This window comes from Xanthomonas sp. NCPPB 1132 (assembly GCF_056629235.1).
In genome coordinates this window covers 4,028,549-4,050,744 of the sequence record NZ_CM152819.1, presented here as the reverse complement: position 1 = coordinate 4,050,744, position 22,196 = coordinate 4,028,549, and the positions used below count along the sequence as shown (strand labels likewise).

Sequence of the window (22,196 nt, the reverse complement as noted above, 5' to 3'; positions counted from 1 at the left end):
CGGGCGCCTGGCGGCAGCGTTGCTGGGCGGTGCCGCGGTTACGCTGGGAAGGGATGGCGCTGGCTGCCGTCGCGTACAGGTCGCCCTGCGATCCTGCCGGCCTACCTGGCTGGCTCCTCCGTCGCTGGCGCGAGACCGGCCTGCGCAGGCACCTTCGCCGCCTGCGGCAGGACCTGGGCGAGAAACGCCGCCACCGGTGTTGCCCACACCGACGGATCGGCCCGGGCGAAGGTCTTGTGGCCGTCGTCGCCGAATGGCGGCAGATCGACGAAGCTCACCGGCGGCGTCGAGCCGGCGCGGTAGGCGGCATACATGCGGTGCGCCAGTTCGCGTCGGAAGAAGTGATCGTTCTCGGCGTACAGCCACAGCTGCGGCAGCGTGTTGGCCGCGCCCAGGGTCTTCTCCGCCTCGATCAGGCGGTCCTCGCCGGCACAGATGACCTCCTTGCCGTTGCTGCCGCGCCCGCCGGCGAAGCTGATGACGCCGCGCACGCCCGGCGGCGGCGCATCGGCCAGCGCCACCGCGCCGAGGCCGCCGGCGGACTGGCCGACCACGACGATGCGCTGCGGGTCCACGTCGGGCAGGCGTGCGGCGGCGTCGACGATCGCCGCCTCGGCCGCAGCGATCCTGTGCCCGGCGACGACGAAATCGACGTCGTGGCAGTTTCCTGCGCCTTCCAGGTAGCTGCCGCTGGAGCTGCCGTAGCCGGGCCGCAGCGCCAGCACCACCATGTAGCCGCGGGCGACGAACCAGCGCGCGGCGCGGGCGAAGCCGAGGCGGGTGTCGGCGAGCTTGCGCTTGTCCGCCGGCGTGCCGTGGTGGATGACGATCAGCGGGAACGGACCGTGGCCCGAGGGGCGATACACGCGTGCGGCGAGATCGTAGTCGACGCCTTCCACGACCACCGGCATCCGGAAGTCCGTGACGCGTTCGGCATGCACCGGCAACGGCGCAGCGCAGGCGAGGAGGGTGGCCGCGAGGGCGGCGAACGGGTGGTTGCGCATGTGCCTGGACGGGCGTGGCAACGCGTCGTGGCGGTTCATGTGCGATCGGCGTGCCGTGTGGCGCTGCCTTCGCTGGGCGATCCCACGGCCACGACGCGGCGCGCGGCTTCGCTGTCCTGCCAGACGTGCCTTGGTCGGGTGGTCCGGAGGCATCTTACCCGGCGATTGGCGGCGGCCCCTCGACCGACCGGGAGCCGCTTCCAGGCGGTCGCTGCGCCTGCATCGGTCCGCCACAACCACCGTCGTCCACTGTGTTGCGGCCTGCGGCACACGTCGATCGACATGCCGCAGGCCGCCGTCAGGCACTTGCTCAGAAGTCCTGCTGCAGGCTCAGGTAGACGCCACGGCGCGGCGCCCACTGCGGCGCGAATACGCCGATGCCGCCGCCGTCGCGCAACTGGTAGTGGCGGTCGAGCACGTTGAGCACCGCCAGTTGCGCGTGCAGCGGGTGGCTGCTGGCCAGGGCGAAGTCGTGGCCGGCGCTGAGGTTGAGCTGGAAGTACGCCGGCAGCTCGCCGCCGTTGGGCACGCCGTCGGCGTCGGTGCGCAGGCCGCTGCCGAACAGGTAGTCGGCGCCGATGCGGCTGTCCTCGGCCAGGGCGTAGTTGATGCCGCCGGAGGAGGTCAGCTTCTGGTCGTGGTCCAGGTGGATCCAGTGGTCGTTGGCGTAGGCCAGCGCGTCCGGGTCGAAGTTGTACAGACTGGTCATCACCTGCTTGCCCATGGCCTTGCTGTAGGCGGCGTTGAAGTAGGCGTTGATCGGGCCGTTGCTGTAGTCGGCGCTGAACTCGGCGCCGCGGATGCGGCCGTAGCGGTAGTTGAAGGTGGAGTAGACGTAGGCGGCGCCGAACTGGCCTTCGTCCTGCAGGCGGTCGGCCTTGCGGTAGTAGGTGTCCAGGCCCAGGGTCAGGTGGTCGCCGACCATCTGCGAGATGCCCAGGTCGTAGTAGTCGCTGCGCTCGCTCAGCGGCTTGGTCGAGGCGCCGTTCGGCGACTGCTGGTTGGTGGTGCCGTCGTACAGGGCGATGTCGCTGGTGGAGATCAGCTCGGTGGCCGGCGGGGTGAAGTAGCGCGCATAGCCGGCGTGCAGGGTGGTGCTGTCGCTGGCGTGCCAGACCACGCCCAGGCGCGGGCTGAGCTGGCCCTCGGTGGTGCCGAAGGCCTTGTAGCGGTCGCCACGCACGCCGTAGTTGATGGTCCAGGCGTCGCTCGGCTGCCATTCGTCCTGCAGGTAGACCGCGTAGGTGCTGGCGTGGAAGCGGCTGCTGTCGGGAATGAACAACGGCACGTCGCTGCTCTGGCTGCCGTCGTCGTTGGCCGGGAACACATAGGCGTTGTTGCTGGCGTTGGCGTGTTCGAAGTTGCCGTACACGCCGTAGCGCAGGGTGTGGGTGCTGCCCCACGGCGTGGAGAAGTCGGCCTGCAGGGTGCTGGCGCGGTTGGCGCGCTGCACCTGCGAGGCGATGCCGTTGAAGATCAGGTCGCCGGCGATGTCGGGGGAGAAGGCCACGCTGCTGTAGCGCTGGCCGGCCGATAGCTGGTAGCTGGTGTCGCCGAGCGCGCCCTGCAGCACCAGGGTGCCGAAGCGGGTGTTCTCGCGCTGGTTCTCGTCGAGCTGGGAGGAATCGAAGGTACTGGTGCCCTGGTAGGTGAACGCCGGCGTCTGCCCCGGGTTGTTGGGGATCTGGAAGCGATTGTTGGCGTAGCCGACCAGCAGGCTGAGCCGGGTGTTCTCGTTCAGCAGGTAGCTGAGGTCGGCGAAGCCCTTGCCCTGGTGGGTCTTGTCGTGGATCGGATTGTCGCTGTCGGTCGGGTTCTCCATGCCGATGCGGTTCTGCAGGTAGTTGCCGCTGGCGAACCAGCTGAAGCGGCCGTCGCTGCCCCACCACGAGGCGTTGGGGTTGAGCGTGCCGTAGGAGCCGGCGGTGATGCCGACGCTGCCGCCGTTGCCCAGTTCCACCCCGTTCTTGGTGGTGATGTCGACCACCGCCGCGGTGCGGTCGCCGAACTGCGCCGGCAACGCGCCATCGAGCAGGCGGATGTTCTTGATCGTGCGCGGGTCCAGGGTCTGGCCGAAGCCGGAGATCGACTCGGGGATCATCACGCCGTTGATGCGGTACTGCAGGTTGGCGTGGTCGCCGCGCACGTGCACGCCGCCGTAGGAATCCTGGACCACGCCCGGCGCCTGCAGCAGCACCTGGTTGAGCGGGGTTGAGGCGCCCAGCGGCAGGCGCGCGATGTCCTCGGCGCTGATCGCGTACTGGCTGCTGCCGATGTCCGGCGACAGCGCGTTGCGCGCGGCTTCCAGCTTGGCGGTGACCGTGACCGGGTCGAGATCGACGGTCGGTTCGGCGGCAGCGGTGCTGTCGGTGGCGTCCGCGGCGAAGACGAGGCCGGGGGCGAGCAGCAAGACCAGGGCGATGGCGGAGGAGAGGGGGCGAGGTGTCATGGCGAGGCGGACCGAAGGGAAGGAATTGTTACTTAATAACAGTGTGCTTTCGCAAAAACGCCGGCGTAGGCCGGAAGTCATGGTGGCGTCGCGGTGTTGCTTGCCGTTCATGTCGCGGCGCTGCCATCGTGACCGGGTGCGGCGCTATGCGGCGCGCCCCGGCTCTGCGAACATCGCACACTGCCAAGGAGTCCTTTCATGAATCTGTCCGCCGCCGCCGTGTCCGCCTCCTCCTCGCCGTCCTGGTCACCTGCCAGTTGGCGTGAGCGGCCTGCGCTGCAGATGCCGGTGTATCCTGACCCGCAGGCGCTGGAAGCCGCGCTGGCGGAACTGCGGCACTTGCCGCCGCTGGTCACGTCCTGGGAGATCTTCGCGCTGAAGAAGCAGCTGGCCGAGGCGCAGGAGGGCAAGCGCTTCCTGCTGCAGGGCGGCGATTGTGCGGAGAACTTCAACGATTGCGAATCCGGCACCATTTCCAACAGGCTCAAGGTGCTGCTGCAGATGAGCCTGGTGCTGGTGCACGGCCTGCGCCTGCCGGTGGTGCGGGTCGGCCGCTATGCCGGGCAGTACGCCAAGCCGCGCTCGGCCGATACCGAGACCCGCGACGGCGTGACCCTGCCCAGCTACCGCGGCGACGTGGTCAACGGCCCGGAGTTCACCGCGCAGGCGCGGGTGCCGGATCCGCGGCGCATGATCACCGCGCACTCGCGTTCGGCGATGACCATGAACTTCGTGCGTGCGCTGATCGACGGCGGTTTCGCCGACCTGCACCATCCCGAGTACTGGAACCTGAGCTGGGTCGGCTATTCGCCGCTGGCCGAGGACTACCAGAAGATGGTGGCCTCGATCGGCGATGCGGTGCGCTTCATGGAGACCCTGTCCGGCGCGCAGCTGTACAACCTCAATCGCGTCGATTTCTACACCTCGCACGAGGCCTTGCTGCTGCCCTACGAGGAGGCGCTGACCCGCGAGGTGCCGCGGCAGTGGGGCTGGTTCAACCTCAGCACGCACTATCCGTGGATCGGCATGCGCACCGCGGCGCTGGACGGCGCGCACGTGGAGTACTTTCGCGGCATCCGCAATCCGATCGCGATCAAGGTCGGGCCGTCGGCGCAGCCGGACCAGTTGCTGCGCCTGATCGACGTGCTCAATCCGGAAGACGAACCGGGTCGACTGACCTTCATCCATCGCATGGGTGCGGCGCAGATCGCCGAGAAGCTGCCGCCGCTGCTGGACGCGGTGAAGTGCGACGGCCGCCGCGTGCTGTGGGTGTGCGATGCGATGCACGGCAACACCGAGAGCACCAGCAACGGCTACAAGACCCGCCGCTACCAGAACGTGCTGGGCGAGGTGGAGCAGTCGTTCGACATCCACGCCGCGGCCGGCACCCGGCTGGGCGGCGTGCATCTGGAGCTGACCGGCGAGGACGTCACCGAATGCACCGGCGGCGCGCGCGAACTGACCGAGCGCGACCTCGAGCGCGCCTACCGCTCCAGCGTGGATCCGCGCCTGAACTACGAGCAGTCGCTGGAGATCGCGATGGCGATCGTGCGCAAGCAGAACGGGCGTACCGTCACTACGCCGCTGGCTTAATCGCCTTGGTGTCGTCGGCAGCGCGCGCAGCGCGCGTCGACGCAGGCAGTGCGCAACGACCTGTGCTGCGACATTGCGCCGCGGGTTGGGACGCAACTGGTTTCTGGAACGTGCACAGGCGCGGTGCCCTCCGCGATGGCGGCTGTCGCCCGGCGCCGCCGGACCCGCTCGACATCGCGCTAATCCCCGCGCTGCCAGACTGTCGCGACTCCTCCCCCCCGACACAGGAGCGCATCTTGACCCTCGATCTTCATTGGGTGCCCTGGCGTGCCTATACGCTGCCGATCGGCGCCGCACTGATTCTCGGTTTCCTGGCCTGGTGGCTGCTGTTGCGCATCGCCCAGCGCATGCGCGGCCGCGACTACCGGCGTGCGCGCATCGTGCGCGTGATCAGCGTGCCGGTCGCCTTCCTGCTGCCGATGCTGATGCTCAGCTTCGCGCTTGAATCCACGCCGCTGGACGAGAAGGCGTTGACCGACCTGCAGCACCTGCTGCACATCGGCATGATCGGTTGCGCGACCTGGTTGCTGGTGCGCGGCGTGGCGGCGCTGGAAACGGCGATCCTGCGCAGCCATCCGATCGAGGTGGCGGACAACCTCACCGCGCGCCGCGTGCAGACCCAGACCCGGGTGCTGGCGCGGGTGGCGATGGGCACGATCATCCTGGTCGGCACCTCGATCGTGCTGCTGACCTTCCCGGCGGTGCGGCAGATTGGCACCACCTTGCTGGCCTCGGCCGGCATCATCGGCCTGGTCGCCGGTATCGCCGCCAAGCCGGTGTTCGGCAACCTGATCGCCGGCCTGCAGATCGCGCTGACCCAGCCGATCCGCCTCGACGACGTGGTCATCGTCGAAGGCGAGTGGGGCCGCATCGAGGAGATCGGCAGCTCCTACGTGGTGGTGCGGATCTGGGACGAGCGGCGCATGGTGGTGCCGCTGACCTGGTTCATCGAGAACCCGTTCCAGAACTGGACGCGCAACAGCGCCGACCTGCTCGGCACCGCATTCCTGTGGCTGGACTACCGCACGCCGATCGCACAGGTGCGCGCCGAACTGGAGCGCATCTGCAAGAGCGAGCCGCTCTGGGACGGCCGGGTCTGCGTGACCCAGGTGACCGACACCAGTGAGCGCACGATCCAGGTGCGCCTGCTGGTCAGCGCACGCAACTCCGGCGATGCCTTCGACCTGCGCTGCATCGTGCGCGAGCGCATGCTGGATTTCCTGGTACGCGAGCATGCCTACGCCTTGCCGCTGCTGCGTGCGGAAGTGGCGCCGGAGCCGGTGCGGCTATCGCATCCGCCGGTGCGCGCCAGCGATTCGGAGGCGATGCGTTCGCCGGGTGCGGAGGATGGCGTGCCGGCTGCGCCAGTTCCTGCGCAGCGCGGTACTGGGTAAGAGGCGCCGCGACGCAGGTCCCGCGAAACGCACGTCGCCGGCACGCGATGCGGTGCCGGCGACGGCCTTGCCAGGCTGGCAAGTGCGTCAGTTCGGCTGCACTTCCCAGAGCTGATTGACGTTGCCCAGGCATTCCCACATCTGCACGGTCGCGCCGTTGCGGATGCCGCCGGCCGAGTCGTCCAGGCATTTGCCGTTCAACTCGCTGCGGATCTGGCCACGGATGCGCCACGCCTGCGTGTTTGTGCCGGTGCACGCCATCATGCGCAGGGCGCCGCCGTTCTGGGTGGTATCCGCTGCCTCCAGGCAGTTGCCGCCGTAACCCACGATCGAGCCGTTCTTGCCGAGCTGCCAGGTCTGGTTCTTGGTGCCGTTGCAGTCCCAGAGCTGCACCGGCGTTCCTTGGGCGGTGCCGAAACCGGCAACGTCCAGGCAGCGTCCGGTCGAGACCCGGATCTCGCCGGTCGAGGGGTTGTACGACCAACGCTGGTTGGTGCCGCCGAGGTTGTCCCAGAGTTGCAGCCGCGCGCCGTTGTCCGACCCGAGCGCCACCACGTCCAGGACCTTGCCGCCGCTGGCGATGAGCGAGGCATTGGTGAAGTACCAGCCCTGGTTCGAGGTGTTCAGGGAATCGTAGAGCTGGATCGGCGCACCATTGGCTTGGCTCACGCCGGTAATGTCGAGCACCTTGTCGGTACCCTCGCCGCGCAGGCTACGGCTGCCGCGTTGGAACGACCACTTCTGCTGGCGAAACCCGTTGCAGTCCCAGACCTGCATGGGAGCGCCGTTGCCGGTCTGTCCATTCCTGACATCCAGGCATTTGCCCGATGGGCCCATGATCTGCCCGGGCGAACTGGAATCGTCCAGCGGCACCACGGTCTGCCGGTACTGGACGACGTTGGGCACCGTGGTGAGGAAGGCGCGGGCATTGTCGGCCTGGTCCTGTACGCCGCAGGGTTGTCCGTTGCAGGTGGTGATCGACGGCGACGAGTACACCAGGATCTCGCTCTGCCCGTTGACCGCGTAGGCCATTGTGGTGTGGAAGCTGCCGGTATCGCTGCGATGGCCGAAATTGAAGCCCGGTTCCTGGCCGGTCTCGTGCTGGTGGCCGGAGCCGAGCAAATGGCCGAACTCATGGGCGAGGGTGCCGCGGGTGCAGTAGTAACCGCCGTCCACGCCGTCGGAGATCACCGCGTAGCCCCAGCGCGAATCGGTGCCGCCGGATTGCCAGGCGACACCACAGCTCTGCTGGGCGTCATTGAAGCGCCGCACCAGGCCGACCATGTCGGCGCCGAGGCGATCGCGCGCGTCGTGCAGCGGCACCAGCGCCGCGGCGGTGGCCTGGCTGACGCCGGTGAGTTCGTTGAGGGTGCCGTCGTTCAGCGTGTTGTCCGGGTAGTCGACCTGCACGGTCCCAACCAGCCGGTAGCGCACATTGATGTTGGCGTTGGCGAAGGACAGGTTCGCCGTCTCCACCAGATTGGTGAGCACCGTGTCGATCGCCGTGATGCCGCCGCGGTAGTCGCGATAGCCGGGCGTGTAGCCGAGCAGCACGTCGATCGTGTTGGTCGAGGTGCTGCCCGCCTGCGCGTTGACCTGCGCCAGGCTGCTGTACCCGGCGATATAGCCCTGCGCAGTGTCGCCCGCGGGCAGTTGGATGACCGCATCGGCGAGCTTCCGCCCATCGGTGCGGCTGCCGGCGGAATGCAGGTCGGCGCTGACGGCCGCCATGATGTAGGGCTTGCCTTCGATCGTGGTGAGCTGGTAGGTCATGCCATCGATGGTGCCCAGCGACCCGAACACCGCGTCCTTGCCGAAGCTGATGACCGCTTCATTGCCCACCGGTTGGCCGTCCACCCGCCCGACCCAGGTCCAGATGCCGCCCTTGGCGTCGCGCCGGCTCAGATAGCTGATCTGCAGGGTCTTTCCGTCGGGCGTCGGCAATGTCATCGTGCCGTCGACGCTGGCCTTGATGGCATGCGCCTCGCTGACGGTGATCGGGTACAGGGCGAACGCGCCGTCGTGTCCGGTCGGGGTGCGGCTGGTGTAGCGGATCAGGGCGCCGCTGTCCTTCGCGTCGAACAGGGACGCGCGCTGAGTGGCTGCCATTGGCTGCGCGACGGTGGCCGCAGCGGACGCGTGCATGCCGCCCGAGGCTGCGCTGTGTTTTTGATCGATAGCGCCGCCACAGGCGCTCAGGCCGGCGCAAAGTAACGCCGCCACACTCCAACCCATCGCGTTCGCGAGTCGCATCGTTGATTCCCTTGTGTTGGTCTCCGCCATCGGCCGATTGGTGATGGCGCGCGTTCCGGGGTGCCCGGACCGTGTCAAGGGTCAGAATCGACCGGATTGGACAATTCTGTAGACAATTTTGTGGCGCGATCGCGTTGCGGGGATTGTGCACATAAGTGCGGTGGAAGACATCACAAATCCAACGGCCGGGCACGCTGGCGGCTGAGGCGCCCTGTCCTCAGGATGGCAGCGTTCCGAGACGGGATGCCCGCCGAGCCCGTGGTGCGGCGAGGCGGTCGTCAGGAGGATGTCCGTTGGGGCGTCACGGCGGTGGCCGCCGTGGCAGGGATGCGGCGCGGCTCAGGCCGGAGGATGCCGCCGGCGCCGCACCAGGTCGCGGGCGAGGATGCCGACCACGGCGAGGTTGATCGCCAGTACCGCCCACGAGGCCCAGCCGGGGTGGCGCACGATCGCGTAGACGTCGAACGGCAGGTAGATGGCCGCGGAGATGCAGCCCAGCAGCGAGGCCCAGGCCTTGGCGCGCCATAGGCCCCAGGCCTCGATGATGTGCAGCACGCCGTAGGCGAGCATGCCGGCCGCGGCCAGATGCACCGCGCCGGGGTTGATCATGGTCAGCAGCGAGGGCAGGGCGCCGTGGTCCGGGTCCAGGCTGAAACGCACGATCAACCGGTCCACCCCCGCGCGCAGCGGGGCCGGACCCATCAGTTCCAGCCCCGTGGCCGCCAGCACCGCGAGCAGGCCCTTGCCGGCCTCCAGCAGTGCGATCAGGTGCAGGCCCGGATGCGCATGCGGATCCGGGTTGTACGCCTTGTCGGCGGCCATGGGCGTGCGCTGCCGCTCAGCCCGCGCGGCCGGCGCGCTTGCGCTCGTTTTCGGTCAGGTGCTTCTTGCGCAAGCGGATCTCCTTCGGGGTGACTTCGACCAGTTCGTCGTCCTCGATGAAGTCCAGCGCCTGCTCCAGCGTGTACTTGATGGCCGGGGTCAGCTTGATCGCATCGTCCTTGCCCGAGGCACGCATGTTGGTCAGCGGCTTGGTCTTGATCGCGTTGACGGTCAGGTCGTTGTCCTTGGAGTGGATGCCGACCAGCTGCCCTTCATACACGTTGTCGCCTTCGGCGGCAAACAGGCGGCCGCGCTCTTCCAGCGGGCCCAGCGCGTAGGCGGGGGTGGCGCCCGGCGCATTGGCGATCATCACGCCGTTCTGGCGCTTGGCGATGGCGCCCTGTTCCTTCGGGCCGTAGTGGTCGAACACGTGGAACAGCAGGCCCGAACCCTGGGTCAGGGTGCGGAACTCGTTCTGGAAGCCGATCAGGCCACGCGCCGGGATCATGTAGTCCAGGCGCACGCGGCCCTTGCCGTCCGGCTCCATGTTCTTCAGCTGCCCCTTGCGGATGCCCAGCTTCTCCATGACGCCGCCCTGGTGCTGCTCCTCGATGTCCACCACCAGTTGCTCGACCGGCTCCATCAGCTGCCCGTCGATCTCCTTGATGATGACTTCCGGGCGCGACACGGCCAGTTCGAAGCCCTCGCGGCGCATGTTCTCGATCAGCACCGACAGGTGCAGTTCGCCGCGGCCGGAGACCAGGAACTTGTCGGCGTCTTCCAGCTGCTGCACCTTCAGCGCCACGTTGTGCACGGTCTCGCGCTCCAACCGGTCCTTGAGCTGGCGGCTGGTCAGGAACTTGCCGCCGGACAGGTCCTTGTTGCCGGCGAACGGCGAGTTGTTGACCTGGAAGGTCATCGAGATGGTCGGCTCGTCCACGGTCAGCGGCGGCAGCGCCTCGGGGGCTTCCAGCGCGCAGACGGTGTCGGAGATGGTCAGTTCCTGGATGCCGGAGATGGCGACGATGTCGCCGGCCTGCGCGCTGTCCTGCTCGATGCGCTCCAGGCCCAGGAAGCCCAGCACCTGCAGCACCTTGCCCTGGCGCTTCTTGCCTTCGCGGTCGATCACCGCCACCGGCATGTTCTTCTTCAGCACGCCGCGCTGGATGCGGCCGATGCCGATCACGCCGACGAAGTTGTTGTAGTCCAGCTGGCTGATGCGCATCTGGAACGGGCCGTCCGGATCCACGTCCGGCTTCGGCGCGTGCTGCATGATCGCTTCGTACAGCGGGGTCATGTCGCCGTCGCGCACGCTGTCGTCCAGCGAGGCGTAGCCGTTCAGCGCCGAGGTGTAGACGATCGGGAAGTCGAGCTGCTCGTTGGTGGCGCCGAGCTTGTCGAACAGGTCGAACACCTGGTCGATCACCCAGTCCGGACGCGCGCCGGGGCGGTCGATCTTGTTGACCACCACGATCGGCCTGAAGCCCATCGCGAACGCCTTCTGGGTCACGAAGCGGGTCTGCGGCATCGGGCCGTCCATCGCGTCGACCAGGATCAGCACGGTGTCCACCATCGACAGCACGCGCTCCACCTCGCCGCCGAAGTCGGCGTGTCCGGGGGTGTCGACGATGTTGATGCGATTGCCCTGCCAGGTGATGGCGGTGTTCTTGGCCAGGATGGTGATGCCGCGTTCCTTTTCCTGGTCGTTGCTGTCCATCACGCGCTCGGCCAGCACCGTGCGCTCGGACAGGGTGCCGGACTGCTTCAGCAGGCAGTCGACGAGGGTGGTCTTGCCGTGGTCGACGTGGGCGACGATGGCGATATTGCGAAGATTTTCGATGGACATGCGAAAGGGGGCCAGCCGGCGCCAGGAGGAAGGAAAGGAAGCCACCTAGTATACCCGGATCCCGTGGCGCCTGCCGGCGCCCGGCGGCGGTGGGCCGGGCGGGCCCGTTCAGGCGCCGGCGGCGGGCGCGGGCGAAGCCTGAACAAGGCGCCGTGTATCCTATGCGCCCCTCATGACGCCCCCGTTTCCAAGGAATCCCATGTCCCTGATCGCCCATTTCGACACCGCCCGCGGCCCGATCAAGATCGAGCTGTATCCCGACAAGGCCCCGCTGACCGTGGCCAACTTCGTGAACCTGGCCAAGCGCGGCTTCTACGACGGGCTGAACTTCCACCGCGTGATCGCCGACTTCATGATCCAGGGCGGTTGCCCGGAAGGCTCCGGCCGCGGCGGCCCGGGCTACCGCTTCGAGGACGAGACCAACAACGGCGTGCGCCACGAGCGCGGCGTGCTGTCCATGGCCAATGCCGGCCCCAGCACCAACGGCAGCCAGTTCTTCATCACCCACACCGCCACCCCGTGGCTGGACGGCAAGCACACCGTGTTCGGCAAGGTGCTCGAGGGTCTGGACGTGGTCGACAGCGTCGCCCAGGGCGACGTGATCAACAAGATCACCATCGAAGGCGATGCCGACGCGGTGCTGGCGGCCAAGGCCGACCGCGTCGCCGAGTGGAACCGCACCCTCGACGCCTGATCCGGCGCTGTCCGCGCGACCGGCCCTGCGGCCGGGCGCGCGGAGCCTGCGTGCTACCATTTTCCCGATTGATTGCCGCACCCGACCGCCGATGACGATGCGCCCCCTTGTGTTGTGCCTGCTGCTGCTCGCCATCGGCAGCGGCGTGCATGCCTGGTGGCGCAGCGCGGACCCGGCGCCGTCGGCCGCACTGGCCGCGGGCGACCCGCGGCGGCTGACCGGCGACGACGGCATCGTCATGCTCGCCGCCGACTGGTGCGGCTACTGCCGCCGGCAACAGGCCGATTTCGCCCGCGCCCAGGTCCGCTACACGGTCCTGGACGTAGAGCAGGAGGCCGGCCGCCAGGCCGCCGCCGCGCTGGGCCTGGAAGGCGTGCCGATCACCGTGATCGGCCAGCATGTGGTCGAAGGCTACGACACCGCCGCCCTGGACCTGCACCTGCAGCCGCTGGGCTATCGCGTCTACTGATCCACCCCACCCACTTTCTTAGCAGAGGAATCCCCCATGAAAGCACCCGTTCGTGTTGCCGTGACCGGCGCCGCCGGCCAGATCGGTTATGCCCTGCTGTTCCGCATCGCCTCCGGCGAAATGCTGGGCAAGGACCAGCCGGTGATCCTGCAGTTGCTGGAACTGCCGATGGAGAAGGCCCAGGCCGCGCTGAAGGGCGTGATGATGGAGCTGGAAGACTGCGCGTTCCCGCTGCTGGCCGGCATGGTCGGCACCGACGACGCCGAAGTGGCGTTCAAGGACGCCGACATCGCCCTGCTGGTCGGCGCGCGTCCGCGCGGCCCGGGCATGGAGCGCAAGGACCTGCTGCTGGAGAACGCCAAGATCTTCACCGCGCAGGGCGCGGCGCTGAACAAGGTGGCCAAGCGCGACGTCAAGGTGCTGGTGGTCGGCAACCCGGCCAACACCAACGCCTACATCGCCATGAAGTCGGCGCCGGACCTGAACCCGAAGAACTTCACCGCCATGCTGCGCCTGGACCACAACCGCGCGCTGAGCCAGCTCTCGCTCAAGCTCGGCAAGCCGGTCGGCGGCATCGAGAAGCTGGTGGTGTGGGGCAACCACAGCCCGACCATGTACCCGGACTACCGCTTCGCCACCGCCGACGGCGCCTCCATCGCCGACGCGATCAACGACCAGGAATGGAACGCCGGCACCTTCATCCCGACCGTGGGCAAGCGCGGCGCGGCGATCATCGAAGCGCGCGGCCTGTCCTCGGCCGCCTCGGCCGCCAACGCCGCCATCGACCACGTGCGCGACTGGGTGCTGGGCAGCAACGGCAAGTGGGTGACGATGGGCGTGCCGTCCGACGGTTCCTACGGCATCCCGGAAGGCGTGATCTTCGGGTTCCCGGTCACCACCGAGAACGGCAAGTACAGCATCGTCAAGGATCTGCCGATCGACGACTTCAGCCAGAAGTATGTCGACAAGACCCTGGCCGAGCTGGAAGAAGAGCGCAGCGGCGTGGCCCACCTGCTGGGCTGATCGCCAACGCGATCGCGTCGTCACGGAACGCCGGGCCCCGCCCGGCGTTTCGCGTTGTGGGAAGACCGAGATGATGAATCTGATCCACTGGCGGCTGTACGTCGCCGTCGTCGAGTGCGGCAGCATCAGCGCCGGCGCCGCGCGCTGCGGCATCACCCAGTCCGGTGCCAGCCAGGCCATCGCGCAGATGGAGCACGTGCTGGGCGCGGCGCTGCTGCTGCGCGAGCGCGGTCGGATTAGTCCGACGCCGTTCGGTGCGCGTGCGCTGGAGCATGCGCGGGCAATGCTGGCCGAGCTGGGGCATGTGCAGGCGCTGGCCAGGGCGCAACGTGCGCCCGCCGCGCCGTCGCTGCGGGTGGCTGGATTCGCCTCGTCGCGGCCGTGGCTGGCGCCGCGCCTGCGCGCGTTCGAGCAGGCGCATCCGGACACGGGCGTGGTCTGGCTGGAAGGCAGCGACGAGGAGGTCGAGGCCTGGCTGGCGGCGGGCACGGTCGACCTGGGCGTGGTGCTGGATCCGGCGCCGGAGCGCGACGCCACCGTGTTCGGCCGCGATGAATGGCTGGCGGTGCTGCCGCCGGCGCTGGCGCGTCCGCAGGCGCGCGATATCGCCCTGGCGGAACTGCTGGCGCTGCCGTTCGTGCTGGCCACCGGCGGCTGCTGGCTGCACGCGCAACGCCTGGCCGAACGCGCCGGGCTGGCCATCGCCGACCTGCGCCTGCAGGTGCGCGACTGGTCCAGCGCCTGGGCGCTGGTGCGCGATGGCGCGGGCGCCAGCCTGCTGCCGGCGTCGGTGCTGCCGGCCGAGCGCGACGGTGTGCAGGTGCTGCCCTTGCAGCCGCGGCTGCAGCGCCGCTTCGCGTTGGTCGCCGCTGCGCAACCGGCACCGGCCGCACTGCGATTGCGCGAGTTCCTAGACGAAGCCATCAGCGGCGCTACTGACCCGCACTGACATTCTTGTTTCTCTGCAGGCCGCCATGCCGCGCACACTGCGCGCGCCGACTGTCCGGCGCCCCTGCGAGACCGTTCCGATGCTCCTCTATGCCGCTCCTGGCGCCTGTTCCCTGGCGCCGCACATCGTGTTGCGCGAACTGCAGCTGCCGTTCCGGTTGGTGCGGGTGGACAACCGCAGCAAGCGCACCGACGAGGGCGAGGATTACCTCGCGATCAACCCCAAGGGCTACGTGGCCGCGCTGCAACTGGACGACGGCCAGGTGCTGACCGAAGGGCCGGCGATCCTGCTGTACCTGGCCGATCGCTGTCCGCAGGCGGCGCTGGCGCCGCCCGCAACCGCAGACGCGTTGTCGCGCTACCGTCTGTACGAGTGGCTGGCCTTCATCAACAGCGAACTGCATGCCGGCAGCGTGCCGCTGTTCGATGCCGCGCTGGCGCCGGAGCGGCGCGCCGCGGTCGCCGCCCGGCTGCTGCAGCGCTATGCCCATGCCGAGGCCGCGCTGCGCACGCAGCTGTACCTGCTCGGCGAGCGCTTCGGCGTGGCCGACGCCTATCTGTTCACCGTGCTCGGCTGGCTGCCGCGGTTCGGCCTGTCGCTGGACGCGCTTCCGGCGTTGGCCGCCTATGTCGCACGCATCGCGCAGCGTCCCAGCGTGGTCGCGGCCCTGGCCGCCGAGCAGGCGTTGGCGCCGGCCTGAGCGCGGCGCGCGGGCGGGCAGGGCATGACCTTCGGCGCTCGGCTGCGGCGCGGCGGCCGTGCTAAGTTGCCGGGGTCATTCGAAAGGGGATTTCGACCATGCTCATGCCGTTCCGCTGGATCGGCGCGCTGGCGCTCGCCAGTGCGTTGCCCGTCGTCGCCCACGCCGCCACCGCCGACAGCGGGTATCGGCAACCGCCCGAGCCGCTACTCGGGGTGATGCGCGCGCCGCTCAATCCGTCGCCGCGGCTGGATCCGACCGGCCGCACCCTGTTGCTGGTGGAACGCCAGGCCTACCCGCCGATCGCGCGTGTCGCCGAGCCGTACCTGAAACTGGCCGGGGTGCGCGTGGAACCGCGCACCCATGCCCGCCACGACATGTCCAACGGTTACGGCATCCGCGCCTGCCTGGACGGCTTCAGCCTGGTCGACGTGGCCAGCGGCAAGCAGACCGCGGTGCCCCTGCCGGCCGGCGCCTGCCCGGCGCAGCCGGTGTGGTCGCCGGACGGGCGCCGCTTCGCCTTCAACAACACCGCCGCCGACCGCGTCGAGCTGTGGCTGGGCGACGTCGCCACCGGCGCGGTGCGCCGCATCGACGGCGTGCAGCTCAATCCGGTGCTGGGCGGCGAGATCCAGTGGCTGGGCGGCAGCGACACGCTGCTGGTACGTGCGGTGCCGCAGGATCTGGGGCCGGCGCCGGTGAAGGCGGCGGTGCCGCCGGGGCCGAAGGTCAAGGAAGCGATCCGCGGCAAGGGCGAGAGCAGCACCTACGAGGCCCGCGACACCCTGTCCAGCCCCGAGGACGAGGCGCAGTTCACCTACTACGCCACTTCGCAACTGGTCACCGTGGACGCCGCCAGCGGCAAGCTGCGCACGGTCGGCAAGCCGGCGGTGTACTCGGTGGTCGATGGTGCGCCGGACGGCCGCCACGTGCGCGTGGAGCGCTTGCAGCGCCCGTATTCCTACGTCACCACCTACGGCCGCTTCGCCCACGACGTGGCGGTGCTGGATCTGGCCGACGGCAGCGAGCGGGTGCTGGCGAACCTGCCGGTGGCCGACCGGGTGCCGGTACACGGGGTGCCGACCGGGCCGCGCGCCTACAGCTGGCGCGCCAATCAGCCGGCGACGCTGGTCTGGGCCGAGGCGCTGGACGGCGGCGACTGGAAGACGAGCGTTCCTGCCCGCGACAAGCTGCTGACCCTGGCGGCGCCGTTCACCGGCAAGCCGCGCGAACTGGCCAAGGTGACACAGCGCTACGCCGGCCTGAGCTGGTTCGTGCAGGGTGGCCAGGTGCTGCTGGACGAGGACGACGAGAACCGCCACTGGCGCCGCACCACCCTGCTCGACGCCGACCGCCCCGGCAGCGCCGGGCGGGTGCTGTTTGACCTGTCCACCGACGATCTGTACGCCGATCCCGGCACGCCCGAGCTGCGCCGCCTGGCCAACGGCGAGTACGTACTGCGCGAGGACAACGGTGCGCTGTTCCTGAGCGGGCAGGGCGCCACCCCGGCCGGCGACCGGCCGTTCCTGGACCACTACGACCTGGCGAGCGGCAAGACCCAGCGCCTGTTCCGCAGCGGCACCGACGTCGACGAGGCCTTCGCCGGGTTCGCTGGCGACGACACCACCCGCCTGCTCACCTGGCGGCAGTCGCCGAGCGACCCGCCGAACGTGTACCTGCGCACGCTGGGCCAGCCGCAACCGGCCGCGGCAGCCGGCGAGGCGGTGGTCGCCTCCACCCTGGCGCCGGTGACCCGCTTCCCCGACCCGACCCCGCTGGTACGGCAGATCAAGAAGCGCCTGGTGACCTACAAGCGCAAGGACGGGGTGGAACTGTCCTTCACCCTGTACACGCCGCCAGGCTACAAGGAAGGCACGCGGGTGCCGGCGATCCTCTACGCCTATCCGCTGGACTACGCCGATGCGTCCAAGGCCGGCCAGGTCAGCGGCGCCAACGATCGCGACTTCACCCGCCTGCATTCCTACCAGCTGCTGTTGCTGGCGGGTTACGCGATCATCGACGATGCCGCGTTCCCGATCGTCGGCGACCCCAAGACCGCCTACGACACCTACCTGCAGCAGCTGGTCGACAACGCCCAGGCGGCGGTGGACAAAGCGGTGGAGTTGGGCGTGGTCGACCGCGACCGCATCGGCGTCACCGGGCACAGCCACGGCGCGCTGATGGCGGCCAACCTGCTGGCGCACACCGACCTGTTCCGCGCCGGCGTGGCGACCAGCGGCAGCTACAACAAGACCCTGACCCCGTTCGGCTTCCAGAACGAGCGGCGCTCGTTCTGGGCCGCTCCGGAGGTGTACGCGCAGGCCTCGGCGTTCTTCCACGCCGACAAGATCAACGAGCCGCTGCTGCTGGTGCACGGCATGGACGACGCCAACCCCGGCACCGAGACCACCCAGGCCCCGCGCATGTTCCAGGCCATCCGCGGCCTCGGCGGCACCGCGCGGCTGGTGCTGCTGCCGTTCGAACCGCACTGGTACACCGCGCGCGAGTCCAACGAGGACGTGGTGGCGGAAATGCTGGAGTGGTTCGACCGCTACGTGAAGCAGGCGCCGCCGCGTGCGGCGACGGACAAGGCGAAGACGCAGTAGCCGGCCGACCTGGGAGCACACGATGAAATGGCGTTTTCTTTGTGCGCCAGTGCTGCTGGCGCTCACCGCATGCGGTGCCGTCGACACGGTGAAGAATGCGTATGCGCATTCGCAGGAGGTAGCTGCCGACCTGGAGAAATCGGTCGGCAGCAAGCCCGCGGTCGGCTTCAACTGGGCGAACGGCTCGCTGGTCCAGGTCACGGTCAACTTCCAGGGCGTGCCGCACAAGCCGCTGGCGCAGATCGTGCAACTCAGCAAGGATTCGGTGGCCACGCGCTTCGAGCAGGCGCCGGGGAATGTGGTGGTGACGTTTACGGTGTCGGGGAAGTAGATCCGTCTCCGGCGATTCGTCCAGCCGACGCCGCGTTGCGGCGCGGCTAGATCCAGGCGTGAGGCGAGCCATGTCCAGTCCCTGCTACCCCGGTACAACGACACCTGTTCGTCGTGGCGACCTGGTCAAGTGGCGTAATGACGAACGCCCGTCGCGAGTGCTCTTTGTCATCAGCACCGACGACTTTCCACCCGAAGAAGACGTCGCATCAAGAGCGTGGTTCCAGTCGGAGTTCGGCGAAGGCATCATGATCGACACGCCGACCGCGGGTTGGGTGCTCGAATCGGAAGACTGTGCGAACCTGGAATTGCTGCATGCGGTCGATGAGCGCGCCTGACGAAGCGCGCCCGATCCGAGGTGTCTCGCAGCACTGGTGAATCGTGGTGAAGGAATTTTGCATGCATCGCACCGATGACGCGGTTGAGATCGAGCGACTTGTCAACGTGTTGGTCCCAGAAGGGTACTTCGCATACTGCAGGTGGGATGGCACGGTGCCGCTCTTGTTCGCGCTCGGCGAAAAGAAGACGCACTCGGTGGACGTGCGCCGTCGTGGGCAGCACGTGGCCGTGCATTACTGGTTCGGGTATCCCGACGACGACTTCATTCGCGAAGAACGGTTCCAGACCTTTGCTGAGACCGTGGCGCCGGTGAGGGCTTGGCTCGCCAGGGATACCCCGAGCTGACACGGCGTCGCGTCAGCTTCGTTCAAGGGTGTGACAGCGCGCGCTGCACTGAAGCTGGATCCGCGTTGTCCGTCTAGGCCCGTTCGACCAAGGTCGGAACGACGCCCTCCCCGCCGAAGGACTATGCTCGGAGCCGGTGCACCGGCCTTGGGAGGGGCGGCATGGACTACGCGACGCTGTACCGACGTTCGATCGAGCGGCCCGAAGAGTTCTGGGCCGAGCAGGCCAGGGCGATCCACTGGGAGCGCCCGCCGCAGACGATCCTGGAATACGACACGCCGCCGTTCCGGCGCTGGTTCGCCGGCGGGCTGACCAACCTGTGCCACAACGCGGTCGACCGGCACCTGCCGGCGCGCGCCGCGCAGTTGGCGCTGGTGGCGGTGTCCAGCGAAACCGGGCAGACCCAGGAAATCACCTATGCGCAGCTACACCGCGAGGTCAACGCCTTCGCGGCGGTGCTGCAGCGGTTGGACGTGCAGCGTGGCGACCGCGTAGTCATCTACATGCCGAACATGGCCGAGGCGGTGTACGCGATGCTGGCCTGCGCGCGCATCGGCGCGGTGCACTCGGTGGTGTTCGGCGGCTTCGCCGCGCACAACCTGGCGCTGCGCATCGACGATGCGCGGCCCAAACTGCTGATCGCCGCCGATGCCGGCAGCCGTGGCGGCAAGCGCATCCCCTACAAGCCGCTGGTCGATGCGGCGTGCGCCGAAGCCAGCGCGCCGCCGCCGAAGGTGCTGATCGTCTCGCGCGGGCTGGATCCGGCGCAGCCGCGCGTGCCCGGGCGCGACGTCGACTATGCCGAGTTGCGTGCCGACGTCGGCGATGCGCAGGTGCCGGTGGTGTGGCTGGAATCCAACGAACCCAGCTACCTGCTGTACACCTCCGGTACCACCGGCAAGCCCAAGGGCGTGCAGCGCGATGTCGGCGGACATGCGGTGGCGCTGGCGCTGTCGATGCGCACGGTGTTCGACTGCGGCCCGGGGCAGACCATGTTCTCCACCTCCGACGTGGGCTGGGCGGTGGGGCATTCGTACAACGTGTACGGTCCGCTGATCGTCGGTGCGACCTCGATGTTGTACGAAGGTCTGCCGGTGCAGCCGGATCCTGGCGTGTGGTGGGCGCTGTGCGAGAAATACCGGGTGCGCACCATGTTTTCCTCGCCCACGGCGATCCGCGTGCTGAAGAAACATCCGGCGCGCTACCTGCGCGAGCGCGACCTGAGCGCGCTGCGCTATCTGTTCCTGGCCGGCGAGCCGCTGGACGAGCCGACCGCGCTGTGGATCGGCGAGGCGCTGGGCAAGCCGGTGATCGACAATTACTGGCAGACCGAGACCGGCTGGCCGGTGCTGACCCTGTTGCCGGGCGTCGAACTGCGGCCGGTCAAGCCGGGTTCGCCGGGCTTTCCCAATCTCGGCTATCGCACGCGCATCGTCGACGAGCACGGTGTCGAGGTGCCGGCAGGACGCAAGGGCGTGCTGGTGATCGAGCCGCCGTTGCCGCCGGGCTGCATGACCACGGTGTGGAACGACGACGCGCGCTTCCTGCGCAGCTACTTCAGCCACTTCGACACGCTGCTGTACAGCTCGCTGGACTGGGCGATCCGCGACGAGGACGGCTACACCTTCATCCTCGGCCGCACCGACGACGTGATCAACGTCGCCGGGCATCGGCTGGGCACGCGCGAGATCGAGGAAGCCATCGCCGGCCACGCCGACGTGGCCGAAGTGGCTGTGATCGGCATGCACGACGAATTGAAGGGGCAGGTGCCGGTGGTGTTCGCGACGCTGAAGCAGGCTGCGCCGGATGCCGCGGCAGTGGTCGAGGAACTGCGCCAGTGCGTGGTGGAGCGTCTTGGCGCGGTGGCGCGGCCGGCGCAGGTGTATCTGGTGCAGGCACTGCCGAAGACGCGCTCGGGCAAGCTGTTGCGGCGTTCGTTGCAGGCGCTGGCCGAGCAGCGCGATCCGGGCGATCTGTCCACGCTGGACGATCCCGGCGCGCTGGAGGAAATCCGTCGCGCCTTGCGCGGCTGACGTGCGACCTGCGACGCCGGCGCAGGCGCGCCGGCGTTCGCTGCGCCGATCAGCTCAGCCCTTCGGCCTGCAGCGCCGCCTGCACCTGCGGGTCCGCGGACATGCGTTCGAAATGCAGCTGCAGATTCGGGCCGAGCGCGATCTGCTGCGCGCGCGCCCAGCGCAGGGTGACGAACAGATACGCATCTGCGATGGAACGGCGCGCGCCGCCCAGCCAGGTCTGCTGTTCCAGCGAGGCTTCCACGCGCGCGTACAGCGTGCGCACGCGCTCGCGTGCATGCTCCTGGGTGCGGGCGATCACCGCGGCATCGTCGAGATAGCGGGTGCTGCCGAACAGCGGATGGAAGGCCGGGTGCAGATCGGCGTTGAGGAAGGCCAGCCAGCGCTGCACCTCGGCGCGACTGCGCGGGCTGCCGTCGCCGGCCAGGTGTGCGTCGGGCGCGAGATCGGCGATGTAGTTGAGGATCGCCGAGTTCTGGGTGAGCACCCAGTCGTCGATCTGCAGCGCGGGCACCGCGCCGGCCGGATTGATCGCCAGATATGCGGGCGCCTTCATCGCGGCGGCGTCGAGCAGCTTCAGCTCGAACGGCAATCCGGCCCAGCGCAGCGCGATGTGATCGGCCAGCGAACAGGCGCCGGGCTTGGAATAGAGTTTCATGGCAGGCGGCTCCACATCGGTGAGAACGCCAGAGCGTACCCGCTGCGCGGGGCGCTTGGCGATCATGGCGCGCCATGCGTGGCGCGCGGGAGCCTGCGTCAGGACGTACCTGCGCGGCGAACGCTTACGACGCGTTGCGCGGGCGCAGCTTCTGCACGCGATAAAACGTGTGGTCGCCGATGGTCGCGACCTGGTAGGCATTGCGCCAGCTCGGGCTGGCGATCGCGTGCGCGGCGAAGTGGCTGGCGCCGGGCACGATCTCTTTGCGCTGGCCCTGCGGCAATGCCCAGTTGCGCTCGGCGTCGAAGGAGACCTTGACCGCATCGGCCCAGGCGTCGTCGTTCTTCAGTTCGGTACCCGGCTTCACCAGGCCCGGCGCGAACTGCTTGCGTGCGGTGACCACCTCGCACATGGAATCGCCCCACAGGCCGCTGTCCAGGCGACGCAGCGCGACTTCGGCGACGGCTTGCTGTCCGCGCAGCGTCTGGTCGCGCGCTTCCAGGTACACGGTGGTGCTGAGGCAAAGCGAATCGGCAGCGGGTTGCGGCAACAATTGCGAGAGCCAGAGGATCCAGGCCAGTTTCATCGTACTCCTTGCTCCGTATGGGCCGTGGTCGTGGCGCTGCGCCGGGATGGCGCGGCAAGCGATGCGGCTTGGCGTCATGGGGAGGCGGCCTGTCACGGGCCGC

The 22,196-nt window shown here is 68.7% G+C and carries 19 protein-coding genes; 12 read left to right on the top strand and 7 right to left on the bottom strand.

What is annotated here, in order from left to right; translation table 11 throughout:
- Nucleotides 1-101: 101 nt before the first annotated feature.
- Both AC1G9L_RS17385 and AC1G9L_RS17380 read right to left on the bottom strand, forming a co-directional pair.
- On the bottom strand, nucleotides 102-1,043 hold the full coding sequence (locus tag AC1G9L_RS17385; RefSeq protein ID WP_481069596.1) for an alpha/beta hydrolase family protein: 942 nt from the start codon (nucleotides 1,041-1,043) through the stop codon (nucleotides 102-104).
- 271 nt (nucleotides 1,044-1,314) lie between these two features.
- Nucleotides 1,315-3,453 carry a TonB-dependent receptor gene (locus AC1G9L_RS17380; protein WP_420008998.1) on the bottom strand — a complete coding sequence of 713 codons (2,139 nt, stop codon included), beginning with the start codon at nucleotides 3,451-3,453 and terminating at the stop codon, nucleotides 1,315-1,317.
- Between the two features lie 198 nt (nucleotides 3,454-3,651).
- Here AC1G9L_RS17380 and AC1G9L_RS17375 point away from each other — a divergent pair, with 198 nt between their 5' ends.
- Entirely contained in the window at nucleotides 3,652-5,046 is a 1,395-nt protein-coding gene (locus AC1G9L_RS17375) for a class II 3-deoxy-7-phosphoheptulonate synthase (RefSeq protein WP_481069595.1), read from the top strand.
- A 236-nt stretch (nucleotides 5,047-5,282) separates the two neighbouring features.
- Nucleotides 5,283-6,440: a mechanosensitive ion channel family protein gene (locus AC1G9L_RS17370; protein ID WP_481069594.1), complete on the top strand. Its 1,158-nt coding sequence runs from the start codon at nucleotides 5,283-5,285 to the stop codon at nucleotides 6,438-6,440.
- Nucleotides 6,441-6,527: 87 nt separating this feature from the next.
- Here AC1G9L_RS17370 and AC1G9L_RS17365 read toward each other — a convergent pair whose 3' ends face one another.
- The 3 genes from AC1G9L_RS17365 to typA form a co-directional block, all read right to left on the bottom strand.
- Nucleotides 6,528-8,693, bottom strand: a complete 2,166-nt coding sequence (locus AC1G9L_RS17365) for a ricin-type beta-trefoil lectin domain protein (RefSeq protein ID WP_481069593.1) — start codon at nucleotides 8,691-8,693, stop codon at nucleotides 6,528-6,530.
- 339 nt (nucleotides 8,694-9,032) lie between these two features.
- Nucleotides 9,033-9,515 carry a DUF2127 domain-containing protein gene (locus AC1G9L_RS17360; protein WP_010340463.1) on the bottom strand — a complete coding sequence of 161 codons (483 nt, stop codon included), beginning with the start codon at nucleotides 9,513-9,515 and terminating at the stop codon, nucleotides 9,033-9,035.
- A gap of 16 nt (nucleotides 9,516-9,531) precedes the next feature.
- Nucleotides 9,532-11,361 carry a translational GTPase TypA gene (gene typA, locus AC1G9L_RS17355; RefSeq protein WP_019799400.1) on the bottom strand — a complete coding sequence of 610 codons (1,830 nt, stop codon included), beginning with the start codon at nucleotides 11,359-11,361 and terminating at the stop codon, nucleotides 9,532-9,534.
- 199 nt (nucleotides 11,362-11,560) lie between these two features.
- Here typA and AC1G9L_RS17350 point away from each other — a divergent pair, with 199 nt between their 5' ends.
- From AC1G9L_RS17350 to prpE, 10 genes are all read left to right on the top strand, one after another.
- Entirely contained in the window at nucleotides 11,561-12,055 is a 495-nt protein-coding gene (locus AC1G9L_RS17350; RefSeq protein WP_010340465.1) for a peptidylprolyl isomerase, read from the top strand.
- A 91-nt stretch (nucleotides 12,056-12,146) separates the two neighbouring features.
- Nucleotides 12,147-12,524 carry a glutaredoxin family protein gene (locus tag AC1G9L_RS17345; protein ID WP_244667634.1) on the top strand — a complete coding sequence of 126 codons (378 nt, stop codon included), beginning with the start codon at nucleotides 12,147-12,149 and terminating at the stop codon, nucleotides 12,522-12,524.
- 36 nt (nucleotides 12,525-12,560) lie between these two features.
- Nucleotides 12,561-13,547 (top strand): malate dehydrogenase, encoded by a 987-nt coding sequence (locus AC1G9L_RS17340; protein ID WP_481069592.1) that lies wholly within the window; start codon nucleotides 12,561-12,563, stop codon nucleotides 13,545-13,547.
- 70 nt (nucleotides 13,548-13,617) lie between these two features.
- Nucleotides 13,618-14,496, top strand: coding sequence for a LysR family transcriptional regulator (locus AC1G9L_RS17335; RefSeq protein ID WP_481069591.1), 879 nt, complete (start codon nucleotides 13,618-13,620; stop codon nucleotides 14,494-14,496).
- 79 nt (nucleotides 14,497-14,575) lie between these two features.
- Nucleotides 14,576-15,196: a glutathione transferase GstA gene (gene gstA, locus AC1G9L_RS17330; RefSeq protein WP_481069590.1), complete on the top strand. Its 621-nt coding sequence runs from the start codon at nucleotides 14,576-14,578 to the stop codon at nucleotides 15,194-15,196.
- Between the two features lie 98 nt (nucleotides 15,197-15,294).
- Nucleotides 15,295-17,802, top strand: coding sequence for a S9 family peptidase (locus AC1G9L_RS17325; protein WP_481069589.1), 2,508 nt, complete (start codon nucleotides 15,295-15,297; stop codon nucleotides 17,800-17,802).
- 22 nt (nucleotides 17,803-17,824) lie between these two features.
- A complete protein-coding gene (locus AC1G9L_RS17320) occupies nucleotides 17,825-18,133 on the top strand; it encodes a hypothetical protein (protein WP_420009006.1) in 309 nt (102 codons plus the stop codon).
- A gap of 70 nt (nucleotides 18,134-18,203) precedes the next feature.
- On the top strand, nucleotides 18,204-18,470 hold the full coding sequence (locus AC1G9L_RS17315; RefSeq protein ID WP_481069588.1) for a hypothetical protein: 267 nt from the start codon (nucleotides 18,204-18,206) through the stop codon (nucleotides 18,468-18,470).
- A gap of 61 nt (nucleotides 18,471-18,531) precedes the next feature.
- Nucleotides 18,532-18,816, top strand: coding sequence for a hypothetical protein (locus AC1G9L_RS17310; RefSeq protein WP_019798986.1), 285 nt, complete (start codon nucleotides 18,532-18,534; stop codon nucleotides 18,814-18,816).
- A 161-nt stretch (nucleotides 18,817-18,977) separates the two neighbouring features.
- Nucleotides 18,978-20,849, top strand: coding sequence for a propionate--CoA ligase (gene prpE / locus AC1G9L_RS17305; protein ID WP_019798987.1), 1,872 nt, complete (start codon nucleotides 18,978-18,980; stop codon nucleotides 20,847-20,849).
- Nucleotides 20,850-20,898: 49 nt separating this feature from the next.
- Here the strand turns inward: prpE and AC1G9L_RS17300 are convergent, their stop codons facing one another.
- Together AC1G9L_RS17300 and AC1G9L_RS17295 are read right to left on the bottom strand one after the other, a co-directional pair.
- Nucleotides 20,899-21,507 (bottom strand): glutathione binding-like protein, encoded by a 609-nt coding sequence (locus AC1G9L_RS17300; RefSeq protein ID WP_019798988.1) that lies wholly within the window; start codon nucleotides 21,505-21,507, stop codon nucleotides 20,899-20,901.
- A 124-nt stretch (nucleotides 21,508-21,631) separates the two neighbouring features.
- Complete coding sequence (locus AC1G9L_RS17295) at nucleotides 21,632-22,093, bottom strand: cell wall hydrolase (protein ID WP_010340474.1); 462 nt, start codon at nucleotides 22,091-22,093, stop codon at nucleotides 21,632-21,634.
- Between the last annotated feature and the right edge of the window lie 103 nt (nucleotides 22,094-22,196).

Bases quoted from the DNA above. Each gene is read 5' to 3' on its own strand.
- AC1G9L_RS17380 (WP_420008998.1), bottom strand. From the start codon at position 3,453: ATGACACCTCGCCCCCTCTCCTCCGCCATCGCCCTGGTCTTGCTGCTC.
- AC1G9L_RS17385 (WP_481069596.1), bottom strand. From the start codon at position 1,043: ATGAACCGCCACGACGCGTTGCCACGCCCGTCCAGGCACATGCGCAAC.
- AC1G9L_RS17345 (WP_244667634.1), top strand. From the start codon at position 12,147: ATGACGATGCGCCCCCTTGTGTTGTGCCTGCTGCTGCTCGCCATCGGC.
- AC1G9L_RS17340 (WP_481069592.1), top strand. From the start codon at position 12,561: ATGAAAGCACCCGTTCGTGTTGCCGTGACCGGCGCCGCCGGCCAGATC.
- AC1G9L_RS17360 (WP_010340463.1), bottom strand. From the start codon at position 9,515: ATGGCCGCCGACAAGGCGTACAACCCGGATCCGCATGCGCATCCGGGC.
- AC1G9L_RS17310 (WP_019798986.1), top strand. From the start codon at position 18,532: ATGCATCGCACCGATGACGCGGTTGAGATCGAGCGACTTGTCAACGTG.
- AC1G9L_RS17350 (WP_010340465.1), top strand. From the start codon at position 11,561: ATGTCCCTGATCGCCCATTTCGACACCGCCCGCGGCCCGATCAAGATC.
- AC1G9L_RS17320 (WP_420009006.1), top strand. From the start codon at position 17,825: ATGAAATGGCGTTTTCTTTGTGCGCCAGTGCTGCTGGCGCTCACCGCA.
- AC1G9L_RS17300 (WP_019798988.1), bottom strand. From the start codon at position 21,507: ATGAAACTCTATTCCAAGCCCGGCGCCTGTTCGCTGGCCGATCACATC.
- gstA (WP_481069590.1), top strand. From the start codon at position 14,576: ATGCTCCTCTATGCCGCTCCTGGCGCCTGTTCCCTGGCGCCGCACATC.
- AC1G9L_RS17335 (WP_481069591.1), top strand. From the start codon at position 13,618: ATGATGAATCTGATCCACTGGCGGCTGTACGTCGCCGTCGTCGAGTGC.
- AC1G9L_RS17375 (WP_481069595.1), top strand. From the start codon at position 3,652: ATGAATCTGTCCGCCGCCGCCGTGTCCGCCTCCTCCTCGCCGTCCTGG.
- AC1G9L_RS17295 (WP_010340474.1), bottom strand. From the start codon at position 22,093: ATGAAACTGGCCTGGATCCTCTGGCTCTCGCAATTGTTGCCGCAACCC.
- typA (WP_019799400.1), bottom strand. From the start codon at position 11,361: ATGTCCATCGAAAATCTTCGCAATATCGCCATCGTCGCCCACGTCGAC.
- AC1G9L_RS17315 (WP_481069588.1), top strand. From the start codon at position 18,204: ATGTCCAGTCCCTGCTACCCCGGTACAACGACACCTGTTCGTCGTGGC.
- prpE (WP_019798987.1), top strand. From the start codon at position 18,978: ATGGACTACGCGACGCTGTACCGACGTTCGATCGAGCGGCCCGAAGAG.
- AC1G9L_RS17365 (WP_481069593.1), bottom strand. From the start codon at position 8,693: ATGCGACTCGCGAACGCGATGGGTTGGAGTGTGGCGGCGTTACTTTGC.
- AC1G9L_RS17325 (WP_481069589.1), top strand. From the start codon at position 15,295: ATGCTCATGCCGTTCCGCTGGATCGGCGCGCTGGCGCTCGCCAGTGCG.